The 15,033-nt window shown below is 68.6% G+C and carries 12 protein-coding genes and 2 pseudogenes; 7 read left to right on the plus strand and 7 right to left on the minus strand.

The window, feature by feature from the left end:
- Nucleotides 1–660: 660 nt before the first annotated feature.
- The 3 genes and pseudogenes from J7E86_RS17385 to J7E86_RS17395 all read right to left on the minus strand — a co-directional run bounded on the left by J7E86_RS17385 (nt 661) and on the right by J7E86_RS17395 (nt 2,643).
- Nucleotides 661–1,050, minus strand: a complete 390-nt coding sequence (locus tag J7E86_RS17385) for a hypothetical protein (RefSeq protein ID WP_215082602.1) — start codon at nt 1,048–1,050, stop codon at nt 661–663.
- Between the two features lie 110 nt (nt 1,051–1,160).
- A pseudogene (locus J7E86_RS17390) lies at nt 1,161–1,929 on the minus strand (IS5 family transposase).
- A gap of 177 nt (nt 1,930–2,106) precedes the next feature.
- Nucleotides 2,107–2,643 carry an SMI1/KNR4 family protein gene (locus J7E86_RS17395; RefSeq protein ID WP_215082603.1) on the minus strand — a complete coding sequence of 179 codons (537 nt, stop codon included), beginning with the start codon at nt 2,641–2,643 and terminating at the stop codon, nt 2,107–2,109.
- 223 nt (nt 2,644–2,866) lie between these two features.
- On the opposite strand from J7E86_RS17395, the gene J7E86_RS17400 reads away from it, so the two are divergent.
- Together J7E86_RS17400 and J7E86_RS17405 are read left to right on the plus strand one after the other, a co-directional pair.
- Complete coding sequence (locus J7E86_RS17400) at nt 2,867–3,259, plus strand: hypothetical protein (RefSeq protein ID WP_215082604.1); 393 nt, start codon at nt 2,867–2,869, stop codon at nt 3,257–3,259.
- A gap of 193 nt (nt 3,260–3,452) precedes the next feature.
- On the plus strand, nt 3,453–3,677 hold the full coding sequence (locus J7E86_RS17405) for a hypothetical protein (RefSeq protein ID WP_215082605.1): 225 nt from the start codon (nt 3,453–3,455) through the stop codon (nt 3,675–3,677).
- 258 nt (nt 3,678–3,935) lie between these two features.
- Here J7E86_RS17405 and J7E86_RS17410 read toward each other — a convergent pair whose 3' ends face one another.
- The 3 genes from J7E86_RS17410 to J7E86_RS17420 form a co-directional block, all read right to left on the minus strand.
- Entirely contained in the window at nt 3,936–5,072 is a 1,137-nt protein-coding gene (locus tag J7E86_RS17410) for a PHB depolymerase family esterase (protein WP_215082606.1), read from the minus strand.
- 299 nt (nt 5,073–5,371) lie between these two features.
- Nucleotides 5,372–6,031, minus strand: coding sequence for a CoA transferase subunit B (locus J7E86_RS17415; RefSeq protein ID WP_215082607.1), 660 nt, complete (start codon nt 6,029–6,031; stop codon nt 5,372–5,374).
- A 1-nt stretch (nt 6,032) separates the two neighbouring features.
- The gene (locus J7E86_RS17420; RefSeq protein ID WP_215082608.1) at nt 6,033–6,815 is read right to left on the minus strand and encodes a CoA transferase subunit A; all 783 of its coding nucleotides are present in this window, start codon (nt 6,813–6,815) and stop codon (nt 6,033–6,035) included.
- A 676-nt stretch (nt 6,816–7,491) separates the two neighbouring features.
- Here J7E86_RS17420 and J7E86_RS17425 point away from each other — a divergent pair.
- The 5 genes from J7E86_RS17425 (at nt 7,492) to J7E86_RS17445 (ending at nt 14,116) form a co-directional block, all read left to right on the plus strand.
- A complete protein-coding gene (locus J7E86_RS17425; protein WP_215082609.1) occupies nt 7,492–8,922 on the plus strand; it encodes a 3-hydroxybutyrate oligomer hydrolase family protein in 1,431 nt (476 codons plus the stop codon).
- Between the two features lie 179 nt (nt 8,923–9,101).
- On the plus strand, nt 9,102–9,914 hold the full coding sequence (locus tag J7E86_RS17430) for a 3-hydroxybutyrate dehydrogenase (protein ID WP_215082610.1): 813 nt from the start codon (nt 9,102–9,104) through the stop codon (nt 9,912–9,914).
- Nucleotides 9,915–9,975: 61 nt separating this feature from the next.
- Nucleotides 9,976–11,376, plus strand: a complete 1,401-nt coding sequence (locus tag J7E86_RS17435; protein ID WP_215082611.1) for an MFS transporter — start codon at nt 9,976–9,978, stop codon at nt 11,374–11,376.
- Between the two features lie 138 nt (nt 11,377–11,514).
- On the plus strand, nt 11,515–13,482 hold the full coding sequence (locus J7E86_RS17440) for a GAF domain-containing protein (protein WP_215082612.1): 1,968 nt from the start codon (nt 11,515–11,517) through the stop codon (nt 13,480–13,482).
- 184 nt (nt 13,483–13,666) lie between these two features.
- Nucleotides 13,667–14,116 carry a hypothetical protein gene (locus tag J7E86_RS17445; protein ID WP_215082613.1) on the plus strand — a complete coding sequence of 150 codons (450 nt, stop codon included), beginning with the start codon at nt 13,667–13,669 and terminating at the stop codon, nt 14,114–14,116.
- A 41-nt stretch (nt 14,117–14,157) separates the two neighbouring features.
- Here the strand turns inward: J7E86_RS17445 and J7E86_RS17450 are convergent.
- A pseudogene (locus J7E86_RS17450) lies at nt 14,158–14,967 on the minus strand (IS5 family transposase).
- Between the last annotated feature and the right edge of the window lie 66 nt (nt 14,968–15,033).

Raw genomic sequence — 15,033 nt, forward strand, 5'->3', positions numbered from 1 at the left:
TCTACGGGTCTGCGTCCCGAAATGGTCCCGAAGTTCGGGCCGCCAAGTCCGGCAAGGCTTGGGCTGTCTCGACACGCTTCTGGAGGTCCGGAAGCTGTCCAGTGACGCATCGAGCGTAAACGGCCAGGAGGACGGGGACGCTGTTGCCGGCCCACTCGGCACCCTGGGCGGGTGGGATTCCGTTGTTCAGCCAGGTGGTCAGACAGGGATGCCGAAGGTCGTAGACACGCTTACCGACGGGCGACTGATACTGGTGCTCGTCCAGTACCGCCCTGCGAGCTGCGGCCCAGGCAGGCCGGAACACACTTCCGGACAGCAGCCCACCCCGTTCGCCCGGGAACAGCAGGTCTCCAGGCTGGAGACCGTCCCGCGCGATCAGGTCACGCAGAACGGCCACCAGCGCGGGGTGGGCGGGCACTATGCGGGTGTCCCCCTCAGGCCGGCCCTTGAGGTGGCGGCTTTCGTGGACTTCGCCGGTGTCAGTCCAATGCTTACCTACCTCTGGTCGAGCGGTGTGAACGAGGATCTCCCCCCAGCCTTCTTCAGGGAGTGCGGCATCCGCGACTCGCAACCCGACAGCTTCCTCGGGTCGGGTGCCTATGAGCTCATAACAGGATCTTGTATGTCGGTTGAGTGGTGGCGGTCCCGCTGCCTCCCGAGCTATACGCTCGGACGTTTTCCGTAGTACGGGCTGACGGTCCTGGCCAGCTTCCTCTGGATCACCCGCAGCAAGGTGATCGTCGCCTCGTCATCACGCCCGGTGGTCGTCGGCCATTCGACGCCCGACCCGGCGAGGTCGCTCACGAAGACAATCTCTGTGGCCAGGAGTGTCCGGGCCCAGTCCGCCGGTGTGAGCGGGGCGTCCTCGCCGAGTGCATTCCGCAGCCTGAGGGCCTGGTCGAGCAGATCCTGCGAGTCGATGAATCCCATGCCGGCGGCGAGCTGATCGCTGCAGTGTGCTGGCCCGCCCCATTCCAGTAGCGCGCGACGCAGCAGATCAACCTCATGCTTCTCCAGCAGTTCGCTCGCCTTCGGAATCTCTTGCGACATCGGGGCAGTCCTTTCGTGTGCTCCTGTGACATGCTCGGTCCCGCAATGATCCCTCGCGGACGGCGCCCGCGTCGCACATGGTCAGCGGACTGTTCAAGGCCGGCTCACGATCACGCTATCTGTTTCCTCAGGCGTCGCCAGCAGATAAGGCTGCAGGCCAGCGAGAGGAACGCGTCATGTAATTCGAGGCGTCGTTCCCAGCGGACGGTAAGCCGTTTGAACTGGTGAAGCAGCGCGAAGGTCTGCTCCACGACGTAGCGGAGCTTTCCCAGACCCTTGATGTTCGGGGCACCCTTGCGGGATATCACAGGCGGGATCCGACGGCTGCGCAGTGAGCGTCGCACGGCTTTGGAGTCGTACGCCTTGTCACCCAGCAGACAGTCGGGGCGTCGCCGCGGATGTCCTGGGCGTCCGGCCACGGACGGGATGCCGTCGACCAGCGCGAGGGTCTGGGTGATGTCGTTGACGTTCGCGGCGGTGGTGATCACCTTCAGCGGCGTGCCGTGTCCGTCACAGATCAGGTGGTGCTTGCTGCCCGTCTTCCGCCGGTCGACCGGTGACGGACCGGTCGCCGCTCCCCCTTTTTCGCGCGGACGTGGGAACCGTCCACGCAGGCGCGGGACCAGTCAAGCGCACCGTCCGCGTTCATCTCGGCGAGCAGGGCGCGGTGCAGCTGATCGAATACGCCCGCCTGCTGCCAGCGGTTCAGGCGGCGCCAGCAGGTCTGTCCGGAGCCGAACCCCAGCCCAGCGGCAGAAGTTGCCAGGCGATGTCGTTCACCAGGACGTACAGAATGCCTTGTAGACACAGCCGGTCGTCCATCGGCTTCGGTCCCGGGGATCGCCCGGGCCATGCCGGCAGCAACGGCTTGATCCGCATCCAAAGGTCGTCGTCCACGATCCACGGCCGAGTGCTCACACGACCATCAACGGCCAGAACATCACATCCGACACGCTCGACCAGCACACCTCAACAAGATCGCGTTACGAGCTCTTACAAAACGGCGCGTCTACAAGAAGACAAGTACCTGAGTGCTGAGGGCGGCGACATGCTCCGTCAATCGGCCCACTCCCATGCCAGCTCACCCTCAACGACCGTCGGTACGTACTCACGCACCGCCCTGCCGGACTGCAATGCCTGCGCCACTTCATGGAGCATGACTGCGAAACTCGACCAGATGCCGTCAGCGTGATCTTCATGACGGAACTCACCGATCCGTCCATGGTCTTCGCCCTCTCGCATGTCGACGAACAGGCAGTCACTTGCGATATGGGTGGCGAAGGGCACCCATTCCGGATGCCACCAGTAGCCGACCATGCTCTCGCCGAGCTCGTCGAGCAAAGTGTTCAGCATGACGTACTGCTCAACGATTTCGTCGCACCCAAGAAGGCGGTAGCTTCCGGGAAGGAATCGACCGTTGGGCTCTGATGCGCCGTCACACTCCTGAAGGGTCGCCGCCAGATCCGCGCTGAGTTCGCAGCGCAGCGTCCCCCGCAAGCGCTGCATGTCGGCCTCCTGAGCTGGAGGACGCAGGGCTTGCATCGCTCGCGGTGCGCGGGCCGCCAGGTGGTCTTTGAATGACGCAAAGTCCATGCGTTCTCCTCACGTGCGCGGCACTCCGGCCGAGTCCGTGGGACTGCCGCGCCTCTGCGGTGGATCGTGTCGCAGCCTAGGGGTTGGTCGGACGACAGTTGGGGCGGCCTTCCAGGCGGCAGCGGAGCAGGGGGAGGCGTAGCCGAAGCCCACGGCGGCGAGCAGCGGGTGCATGAGTACGGATGCTCATGCATCCGCTGTCACGCGATAGGAGCATGAGGCGATGGGCAAGAGGATCGTGCGGTGCGTGAAGGCCGCTGTCGTCGGAGCGTTAGCCGGCCACGCCATGTACTGGACGGTGACGGCCGTACGGGACTGGGCGAACACCGACTCGACCACTGACAACTACGGTCAAGCCATCGGCGAGGCGGTCTTCCAGATCGTCATGACAGGTCTCGTGGGGATGGCACCCATGCCGGTGCTGTTGTGGGCGGGGATGCGGCTGATGCAGGAACGGGGCAACATTTTGCTGATGTTGTTCGGTGCCGTGACCTGGGGATTCATTGGAGGCCGCGCGGCGCAGCTCAAGATGAGCTGCGCCGAAACCGAAGGGTGGATGATCTTCTTTGCCATCGCTTGTGGCCTGCTCGGCCTGACTCGATTGCCGGAACGCTGACACGGCGTCGGCTGCTACCGCGTTTTCCGGCCCGGCCGCGTGCGTGCGCGATGCTTACCGCCGCCCCGAAACCGCCTACGGCGAGGACGCTGTTCCTCACCTGCTCGGACAGGTCCAACGCCTTGGGCATGGAGGACCTGGCGGGCGTGCAGGATCACGTGTCGTCGCTGGAACCGGCGCTGATATGGGTGTAATGGACGTTCGTGCTGTCTGCGGGACGGCGGTCACCAGCACCCCGCCGTCGTGGCCGCCCAGCGGGGCGTCGCTGGAGGCGCTGACGGCCACCCGCAGCGTTGACGTCGAGCCGTTTGCTGTGAGTGTGGGGTCGACGTTCTCGAAGGTGAGGGTCTGCCGGTCGGGCGACAGCGTTCCGACGTACGTCTGCGTGCCGGAGGCGCTGGATACGGTCAGCTGGTAGCCGGGGCCGCCTTCGGCGACGAAGGACAGGCCCCGGTCGGGCGGGAGGGTGGCGCTGTAGCGCAAGTGCACGAGCCTGGCCCGCAGGCGGTCGACAATCACCTGCTTGGCACCGGCCCCGATCGCCCGGCGACGGGGGCGGGATGCGCTTGTTGCCGGTGGGCACGCGGCAGGGCATGCCGCCCGGCAGGCGTTTCCTGGGCGGCATGCCCTGCCGCGAGCTTCCGTCCTCGCGGGTCAGATGGGCGAGCAGTCGGCCTTATCGGCCCATTCCCGCCTCGCACCGGTGGAGGGGGAAGGGGGTGTTGTAGCCGTGGGCGGCGCCCAGCTTGTTGTACTCGGCCACGGTGATGCGCTGGGCCACGTAGTGGTCGGTCGCGGTGCCGATGACGGTATCGGAATAGGGCGGGATCGTGCTGGTCGGCGTCGGCGTGCTCGTGCCGGTCGGGGTCGGCGTGGGCGAGGCGCTGCCGCCGATGCCCCAGAAGCGGACAAGGTGGTACGCAGAGCAGATGTTCACGTCCAGGATGTAGGCGGCTGCGGTGCCGCACTGGGCCGGCCCTGTGCCGGGGTCGACGGGCTGGCCGTGCCCCATGCCGGTGATCTGGTAGGTCTCCACGGTGCCGCCGTAGACCCGGTGGGGATAGCCTCCGACCGTGTCCGTGGTGTCGGGTGCCTGATCGGTGCCGTTGGCGTTGGTGAACTGCTCCATGAGCTCGGTGCCGTTCATGGGTTTCACGGTCGAGTCCGTGGTGCCGTACCAGATGGAGACCTTCGGGCGCGGCCCGGAGTACGACGAGAAAGCCGCCCTGACCTTGTCTCCCCACTCCTTGGGGCTCTTGCTGACACCGGGACTCATGCAGGTGAAGGCGGAGGATACCGAGTTGGCGCAGCCGTAGGGCAGACCTGCGATGATTCCCCCGCCCGAGAAGACGTCGGGGTAGGCCGCCAGCATGGCGGAGGTCATCCCTCCCCCCGCCGAGAGGCCGCTGACGTAGGCGCTCGTCGAACCGTTGTCCCGTTTGGCGCGGTCGACCATCTGCTTGATCGACAGCGCTTCTCCGGAGTCACGCCGGGTGTCACCGGCTTCGAACCAGTTGAAGCACGAGTTCATGTTGTTCGCGGTCTGCTGCTGCGGGAAGACCACGGAGAACTCGTACGTGTCGGCCAGCCGCAGCCAGCCGGTGTTGGCCGCATAGGTGGCGGCGTTCTGGGTGCAGCCGTGCATGGCCACGACGACGGGGCGTCCGTCGGCCAGTCCCGGGGGCGCGTAACGGAACATGCGCAGGTTGCCCGGGTTGGAGCCGAAGCCCGTCACTTCTAGCGGTGTCGCCGCCGCGCGGGCCGGACTGGACATGGTGACGACGGACAGCGCGGCGAGCAGCAGAACGGCCATTCCTGCGGCGAGTGCCGCGGCTGGTCGGCGTCGGGCCTTGGGCCACGACGGGCCGGCGGCTCGGCGCGCGGGCCCGGGCTCTGCGGTGGATTTCATGGGATGTGATGACATGGCGGCTCCCTCGGGTGACATGTGGGGGTCCCGGAACGCTTCCGGCGCGCGGGGGTCGGAAGCGGCCCGGTGTCCGGAACCGTAGGTGTCGACGAAGTGTCGGCGACATGGCACGGATCGCCACAGTCGGGACAACTCCCGGTGGCCGCCGATGGGGTTGTGTCACCGGCCTGGCAGGTGCTATCGACTCAGGCGAGCGACCGCGAAGCGAGCCGGTCGGGCACGGTCAGCCGGGCTGCCGTGGCCGCCCTGACTTCCTGGACCGTCACGCCGGGCGCGAGCTCCGCGAGCCGGAATCCCTCAGGTGTGACGTCGAGGACGGCGAGGTCGGTGATCACGCGCTGGACCACCTCGCGCCCGGTGAGCGGCAGGGTGCATTCCCGCACGAGCTTGGGGCTGCCGTCCTTGGCCGTGTGTTCCATGAGGACGATGACCCGTCTGGCTCCGTGCACCAGGTCCATGGCGCCGCCCATGCCTTTGACCATCTTGCCCGGGATCATCCAGTTGGCGAGGTCGCCTGTGGCCGATACCTGCATGGCGCCGAGGACGGCGGTATCGATGTGGCCGCCGCGGATCATGCCGAAGGACAGTGCGGAGTCGAAGAACGAGGCGCCCGGCAGCGTGGTCACGGTTTCCTTGCCCGCGTTGATCAGGTCGCTGTCGATCTCGGCCTCGGTCGGGTAGGGCCCTACTCCGAGAATGCCGTTCTCCGATTGGAGCACCACCTCGACTCCGGCCGGCAGGTGGTTGGGGATCAGAGTGGGCAGGCCGATGCCGAGATTGACGTACGTGCCGTTCGCCAGCTCCTGGGCCGCCCGGGCAGCCATCTGCTCGCGGGTGAGGGCCATATCAGGCGCCGCCTTCCTGCTCGGGTCGGACCGTGCGGCGTTCGATCCGCCGCTCTGCCGCGGGGTCGCCGGGGTGCACACGGATCACGCGCTGGACGAACACGCCGGGCAGGTGGACCTCGTCGGGGTCGAGCTCTCCGGGTTCGGCCAGGTGCTCGACCTCCGCGATGGTGATGCGGCCGGCCATCGCCGCCAGCGGATTGAAATTACGGGCCGAGGAACGGAAGACCAGGTTGCCGTGACGGTCGCCGATGGTTGCGCGCACCAGCGCGAAGTCGGTGGTGATGCCCTCCTCCAGCAGGTACTCGCGCCCGCCGAAGACACGGGTCTCCTTGGGCGGTGAGGCGACCGCGACGCTCCCGCCCGCCCCGTACCGCCAGGGCAGGCCGCCCTCGCTGATCTGCGTCCCGGCCCCCGCCGTGGTGTAGAAGGCGGGAATTCCGGCCCCTCCTGCGCGCAGCCGCTCGGCGAGAGTGCCCTGCGGCACCAGCTCCACCTCCAGCTCACCGCTGAGGTACTGCCGGGCGAACTCCTTGTTCTCTCCCACATACGAGCTGGTCGTCCTGGCGATCCGGCCTGCTCGCAGGAGCAGTCCCAATCCCCAGTCGTCCACACCGCAGTTGTTGGAGACGACCGCCAGCCTCGAGGTCTTCCGGCGCAGCAGGGCCTTGATCAGTGCGCTCGGTATGCCGCACAGTCCGAATCCGCCGACGGCTAGTGACGCCCCGTCGGGGATGTCCGCCACCGCCTCGGCCGCGTCCACGACCGTCTTGTCCAGACCCATTCGGTCCCTCTCCATCGGGGACACCGACCGCCTTCCTCACCAACGGCTTGGCTCGACCCGCCTTGAACCGCTGCTCCGGTCGGTGTCCGCTCGGCCAATTGGCGTCGACCCTAGGAAGAGGTCGCCTCGCTTTGCCATGGAAGCGACCCACACATCGGCAGGCACGTGCAGAGGTGCTGCCGCCGCTCACACCTCGTGGGACCTGGTGAGGCGGCTGGCTGCTCGACGCCGATTCAGCCGTAGTGATGCCACACGGTTGGGTGCTCGACATGTGTGTCGTCCACGTACGTTGCCGGGTGTCCTCTCCACCCGCGGGCCCTCCTGCCCACCCACCCGATCGCTGAACCGCGCAGAGTCTCCGGACGCCGCCTCCCGCCGACCCGGCGCTGTACCGGCCGCCGGCCAGAGCGACCGCCGGAACGAGTCGGCCTCGCCCGGCGGGGACTCGACGAGGAGGCCGACGCCACTTGGGGGCGATCCTGCCGCTGGTGGGTCCCGCGACCTGGCCGAAGCACAGGCTGTCGAGACCGGGGGAGGGGCAGCATCGGCCCGTCGCTCCGCATGGGGGTGGAACCCGTTCCGAGCGCCGCGACCGTGGTGGGCGCACCCATGTCGAAAGCCTGTCGTGGCCGCCTAACCTCCGGCCCGTCACTGCCTTCGGAACCAGAGGTACTGCATGCTCTCGCACCTCACTCCCAGGCCGCGCCCTTGCCAGCGCGCCGCTTCGGTCCTCCTGTCCCTGGCCTCTCTGAACCTCGCCGTGCCGACGGCCGCGGCCACACCGCCCGCTGCGGGCGCGGCACCGGGCGGCCACTGCGCCGGCCCGCGGCACATCATCGTCCCCGGTGCCGCACACCAGCGGGCGGGTTGCCTGGCGGAGCTCACAACGGCGGGAACGGTGGAATCCGGCCACACCGATCCCGCCGACTGGGCAGGACTGACCCCGAAATCCCTGGCCGCCCCCGTCGGCGTGCCCGGTATCCAGATCGACGGCTACTTCCCCGACACCTCTGCCACCAACACCAACCACGGCTGGAACCACGACGCCCAGTTCGTCATCCGCCTACCCGACCGCTGGAACGGCGGCCTGGTCGTGGCGGGCACCCCCGGCAACCGTGAGCAGTACGCCAACGACCCTGCCATCTCCGACTGGGTCCTCTCCCGCGGCTACGCCTATGCCGCCACCGACAAGGGAAACACCGGGCTCACCTTCCACCGCGACGGTGACCGGCCGGGTGACGCCATCGCCGAGTGGAACTCGCGCCTCACCCAACTCACCCGCGCGGCCCGCGCCGTGGTCGCTCAGCGCTACCACCGCCCGCCCACCAGGACGCTGGCGACCGGCATGTCCAACGGCGGCTACCTGGTGCGCTGGCAGTTGGAGAACCATCCCGAGCTGTACGACGGCGGCATCGACTGGGAAGGCACCCTGTGGCGTGCCGACGGGCCGAACCCGCTCACGTTCCTTCCTCCCACGCTGCGCCATTACCCGGTGTACGCGGCCGGAGGGCCCGCCGCCGAGGGGGCAGGCCAGGCGATGCACGCCGCCGGCTACCCGGCCGGGTCGGAGTTCCTGTGGCCGTACCACCACGAGGTGTACTGGGATCTCACCCAGCGCATCTACCGCGAGGAGCTGGACCCCGGTTTCGACGGATCGGCCGAGGCCGGCACTCCGTACTGCCCGACGGGAAGCCCGGCCTGCGACGCGGACTACGACTACGCCCTCCGCCCCGCGGAAGTCCGCCGGGCCGTGGAGCGGATCGCGCTGACCGGACGCATAGGCAAGCCCTTGATCACCATCCACGGCACCCTGGACGTACTGCTTCCCATCGGCCAGGACTCCGACGTGTACGCCCGGATGGTTCACCGGGCGGGCCGCGGCGGGCTTCACCGCTACTACCGCGTCGAGGCCGGTACTCACACCGACTCCCTGGTGGATGCCTTCCCCGATCGGCTGAGGCCGCTCGTTCCCTGCCACCGCTCGGCCTTCACCGCCCTGGAGGGGTGGCTGGCCCACTCCCACATGCCGCCGGCCAGTCGCACCGTGCCCCGTCCGCCCACAGCCGACGCCGCCGCGCTCCTGACGACCTGTCCGCTCGGCCGCTGACGCGCCACGACCCGCCGCGAGCGACGTCACGGCGGGCCGTGCTGGCTTCAGGGAAGTGTGCCGGTGCGGAAAAGCCTGCCACTCCGGGCACCCGTAGGAGAGTCCGCCAGCCTCAGGCGGGTCATTGTGGTGGTCATCCCCATAGGAGAGCCGGTGCGGTGACCCTACTGTTTCCGGCCATGACCAGCGAATTCACCTTCCCGCACACGCCGAGGCCGGCCGCCTCGACCCTCTCGGCCGCGCACGGCACAGACCTGTCGGGCCGCGCCGCACTGGTGACCGGCGGCGGCAGCGGCATCGGCCTGGCATGCGCCGCCGCCCTCGCGGCGGCCGGTGCCGAGGTCCACGTGGTCGACCTGGACGCCGAGAAGGCCGCAGCGGTCGCCGACGCCATCGGAGGGAGGGTGCACATCGCCGACCTGGCTGATGCTGCCGTGATCGACACGCTGCCCCAGGACGTCGACATCCTCGTCAACAACGCCGGGCTGCAGCACGTCGCTCCGCTCCCCGAATTCCCGCCGGAGCGCTTCTCCCTCATGCAGCAGGTGATGGTCACAGCCCCGTTCCTGCTGATCCGCCGGGTGCTGCCGCACATGTACGCCGGCGGATGGGGCCGGGTGATCAACATCTCCAGCGTCCACGGACTTCGCGCCAGCGCGTACAAGTCCGCCTACGTCACGGCCAAGCACGCCCTGGAGGGCTTGAGCAAGGTCACCGCCATCGAGGGCGCTCCGCACGGTGTGACCAGCAACTGCGTGAATCCCGGCTATGTCCGTACCTCTCTGGTCGAGAGCCAGATCCACGATCAGGCCGCGGCCCACGGCATCAGCGCCGGCGACGTCCTCTCCGACGTCCTGCTCTCACGCGCCCCGGTCAAGCGGCTCCTCGAAGCCGAAGAGGTCGCCGCCGCCGCCCTGTGGCTGTGTGGACCGCACACCAGCTACATCACCGGCGCCTCCCTGCCCCTGGACGGCGGCTGGGGAGCGAATTGAGCCCCTGCGCCTCCCTTCCTTCAGCCCACACGGCCCTTCCCGCACATGAAACTGGTGACACATGACCGACTCACCGGCCACCGGTCCCGGCACTACCGGCCGTTCCACCGGGATCGCCCGTATCGTCAGCGCGAGCCTCATCGGCACCACCATCGAGTGGTACGACTTCTTCCTCTACGGCTCCGCCGCCGCGCTGGTGTTCAACACCCTCTTCTTCCCCACCGCCGACCCGCTCGTGGGCACCCTGATCGCCTTCATCACCTACGCCGTCGGATTCGCCGCCAGGCCGCTGGGCGGCGTGGTCTTCGGGCACTTCGGCGACACGATCGGCCGCAAGAAGCTGCTCGTCACCAGCCTGCTCATGATGGGCGGGGCCACCTTCGCCATGGGCCTGCTGCCCACCTACGAAACACTCGGCGCAGGCGCACCGATCCTGCTCACCGTGCTCCGCCTCGTCCAAGGCTTCGCGCTGGGCGGCGAATGGGGCGGCGCGGTCCTCATCGTCTCCGAGCACGGCGGCGACGAGCGGCGTGGCTTCTGGGCCTCGTGGCCGCAGGCCGGAGCCCCGGGCGGCAACCTCCTGGCCACCGGTGTCCTCGCGCTGCTCGCCACCGTCCAGTCGGAGGAAACCTTCATCTCGTGGGGCTGGCGCATCCCGTTCCTGCTCTCCGGCATCCTGGTGCTGCTCGGCCTATGGATCCGCGTCTCCGTCTCCGAGTCCCCCGTCTTCCTCGCCGCCCAAGCCGAGGCCCAGGCCGGCACCGCCCGCGGCAGCAAGGAGCAGGCCCCGGTGATCGAGGTGTTCCGCCGCAACCGGAAGGAGGTCCTCACGGCGATCGGCACCCGGTTCGGCGAGAACATCTCCTACTACGTCCTCACCGCCTTCCTCCTCGTCTATGTCACCACCCACCTCGGACTGCCCAAGAGCACCGCGTTGAACGCCGTACTGATCGGCTCGGCGGTCCACTTCGTCACCATCCCCCTGTGGGGCGCGCTCTCCGACCGCGTCGGCCGCAGGCCGGTCACCCTGATCGGCTCGGCCGGCATGGCACTGTGGGCCTTCGCCTTCTTCGCCCTGCTCGCCTCCGAGTCGTTCACCGTGATCACCCTGGCGGTGACGGCCGGCCTGCTGCTGCACGGCGCCATGTACGGCCCACAGGCCGCCTTCATCACGGAACTGTTCGACACCAAGGTCCGCTACTCCGGCGCGTCGATGGGCTCCCAGCTCGCCTCGATCGTCGCCGGCGCGCCGGCACCGATCATCGCGGTCGAACTCCTCAGGGAGTACGGCTCCGCCGTCCCCGTCGCCCTGTACCTCTGCCTGGCAGCGATCGTCACCACCGTGACCGTCGCCATCGCCAAGGAAACCCGCGGCCGGGACCTCACCGCCACCATGGCGGCCGACTCCCCCGACCGGACACGCCGGCCCGGGCCGACGGCCGTCGGCCCGGACACCGTGTGAGCCGACGCACCCCGCCGTCGCACCGAGGACGGTACGCGGCGGACAATCGGCGACACACGGTAAGCCGTGCCCTGCCCCTCACCGGACCGCACCCCTCACGCGTCCGGCTTCCCGCACCCGGACGGAAGGAGTGCCGACATGGCCGCCGTCAACGACCACACGTCCCGCGCAGCGGCACACAGCGCGATGGTGTCCCTCGGGCGGCTGCTGACCATGCTGGCCTCCGGAGCACCCACGGAGCAGTTCACCCGCCTGTCGGCCGACGCATCCACCGAGCGGCTCTCGCCCGGGGAGCGGTCCCTCCTGGAGGAAGCTACACAGGCCGCGCTGGAGATCAGGCGGACCCTCGACCAGCACCGCAAACGAGAGGCCGAACTGGCCGCGCTCTTCGACACCGCGAGCGACCTCGCCGCCCTGCGTGACCTGGACGCGGTCCTCCACGCCATCGTCCACCGGGCCAGAACCCTGCTCGGCACCGACGTGGCCTATCTGACCCTCAACGACCCCGTCGCCAAAGACACCTTCATGCGGGTCACCGACGGCTCTGTCTCCGCCCGTTTCCAGCAACTGCGGCTCGGCATGGGCGAGGGCCTCGGCGGACTGGTCGCCCAGACCGCCCGTCCGTACGCCAGCGCCGATTACCGCACCGACCCCCGCTTCACCCACACGCGCCCCATCGACGAAGCAGTCCTGGAAGAGGGGTTGCGCGGCATCCTCGGGGTTCCACTTCGTGTCGGCAAACGCGTCATCGGCGTGCTGTTCGCCGCGGACCGCACCACCCGGGGCTTTCCCCCGGACGCCATCGCGCTGCTCACCTCGCTCGCCGACCACGCCGCCGTCGCCATCGACAGCGCCCGCCTGCTGGAGGAAACCCGTTCCGCCCTCGTGGAGCTCAACACGGCCAACGAGACCGCCCGTGCCCACAGCACGGCCCTCCGCCGTGCCGCCGACGCCCACGACCGGCTCACCGACCTCGTCCTGCGCGGCGGAAGCGTCGACGACCTGGTGCGCGAGATCGCCGCCCTGCTCGGCGGCGGCCTCGCCCTCCACGACTCGGACGGCACCGAAATGGCCCGGGCCGGCACCGGCCCCCTCACCCCGTCCTCCCAGGGCATCACCGCCTCCCGCACCGGTGGCCATGCCGTCCCGGTGGACGGCACCTGGATATGCGCCGTACTGGCCGGCTCCGAGCTCCTCGGCAGCATCGTCCTGACCGGACGCGCGGACCTGGCCGACGCCGACCGGCGCCTGTTCGAACGCGCGGCCCTGGTCGCCGCCCTGCTGTTGCTGCTGCGCCGCACCGTCGCCGAGGCAGAGGACCGCGTCCGCGGGGAACTCCTCGACGATCTGCTCACCTTCGACCAGCACGGCGGACGCCACGACACCGCAAGCCTTGCCATCCGCGCCCGTAAGCTCGGCCTCAATCTCTCCCAGCCCTGCGCCGTGCTCACCCTGGACACCGGCAAAGAGCCGCGTGCGCGGCTGTTCGCGGAAGCCGTACGCCGGGCCCGCTCGCTGGGCGGGCTCGCGGGGGCCCGCGACGGCCACGTCGTCGTCCTCGTACCGTCATCGGAGCCCGGTGCACTCGCCGCGGAGCTGGCCCGGGACCTCGGGCAGGCAGCCGGGGCGCCGGTCACCGTGGGATCCGCCGGGCCGGCCACCGGCCCCCGACAGCTTCCGGGCGCGTACGCCGAAGCCTGCCGCTGCCTCGACGCCCTGCAGGCGCTCGGCCGCACCGGAGACGGCGCCGACATCGCCGGACTGGGTTTCCTCGGCATCCTGCTCGGCGACCGGACGGACATCGACGGCTTCGTCGAGCGTTTCCTCGGCCCTGTGCTCGCCTACGACCGGCAGCGGGGCACCGATCTGACCCACACCCTCGACACCTACTACACCCATGGCGCGAGCCTGTCCAAGGCCAAGGACGCCCTCCACGTGCACGTCAACACCGTGGTGCAGCGGCTGGACCGAGTGGCGCGCCTTCTCGGCCCCGACTGGAACAGCCCCACCAGGGCCCTCGAACTACAGCTTGCCCTGCGACTGCATCGCCTGAACAGCCACAAGAAGTCACGCGGTGTGCCCGAAGCAGTGCCTCGAATGAGCTGACCTCCGGTGCCATCAAGGGCTCGCCGCAACGGCACTTCCTGGGGAGAACCTGGGGAGTACGGACGGTGCCGGCGATGGCGTGGGGTGGATCGACCGCGTAATGCCCGATCCTGAAGGACGCTGATCATCCGGCATCTTGGGCAGCGCCCTTGATCCAGGCGTCCGCCGGAGTCCACGTGCCGCTTTGGCGGAGGTCGAATATCTCGTCAACCGCTGCCCCAGCCATATGGACGCCTGGTACATGCGCCTTGAAACTCCGGATGACTTCAGCGCATCTTCTGCAGCTTTCTCGAGTTACTTCCAGGCGGTACTCAACTGGGTGCGCAACGGCGGATCGGTGCGGCGCCTGTTCTGCCTCGGCTCGTCCAGAGCGTATGGCGACTGGACAGCACGGCACCGGGAACAGACCCGCCACCTGCGCAGCTACAGCATTCGCGAGGTGACCTGGCCCATCAAGGCCGACCTCATGAGCATGGCCATCATGGACACGAGCGCGGTGTTCCTTGCATTCACCGTCGGCGACCGAGTGCAGGGCATGCGCATTGAGGACAGCGAGGCCGCCGCGTACTTCCAGTCGTACTTCGACCGGCACTGGGAGAACGCCAGGGAGGTGACACGTACCCCCGCGCCGTGAGGTCTGCAGCCAACGCTCAGCTGGACAACTAAGAGGCTATTTCAGTTGGTGAGTCTGCGGTGGCATATGAGGGTGGCGGCGATGGCGGTGAACGCGAGGAAGTGTTCGGGCTTGCGCTCGTAGCGGCGGTGCAGTCGCCGACAGCCGGACAGCCAGGACGCGGTTCGTTCCACGACCCAGCGGTGCCGGCCCAGTCGTTGGGAGGACTCGATGCCCTTGCGGGCGATGCGGTGCCGGATGCCTCGGGATGACAGCCAGCGTCGAAGGTGCTGGTAGTCGTAGCCCTTGTCTCCGTGCAGTTTCCCGGGCCGTCGGCGTCGGCGGCCACGGCGGGAGCGGATGGGCGGGATGCCGCGGACCAGTGGAATGAGGGCCTGGCTGTCGTGGAGGGTTCGCGGCGGAGATACCGATCGACAGGGGCAGGCCCCGGCGGTCGACGATCAGGTGAATTTTCGATCCGTTTTTGCCGCGGTCGGTCGGATTCGGTCTCGTCAGTTGCCCCCTTTGAGAGCACGGACGCTCACGGAGTCGATCGCGCACCGCGACCAGTCCAGGTCACCGCGGGAACCGAGTTCGTCCAGGACCAGGCGATGGAGCTTGGCCCACACCAGGGCCTCGGTCCACTCAGTGAACCGGCGAAAGGCGGTCACTCCCGACAGCCCGAAGCCCGGAGGCAATTGGTTTCAGGTGCATCCCGAGGTGGCCACGAAGATGATCGCAGCCAGCACCTCTCGGTCACCTCGCCGACGCCGTCCCCCGCCCTGCGGCCGTGCCGGAGCCGGCGGAACCACCCGCTGAAACAACTCCCACAGTCCCTCCGATGCCATCCGCTCGACAAGCGCAGCAGTCATCACCCCAGACTGCCGCAAGATCACACCAACTGAAATGACGTCTAACTGAGCATTTGGTTCTGTTTC

It is taken from the genome of Streptomyces sp. ISL-11 (genome assembly GCF_018614525.1).
Taxonomy (GTDB): domain Bacteria; phylum Actinomycetota; class Actinomycetes; order Streptomycetales; family Streptomycetaceae; genus Streptomyces.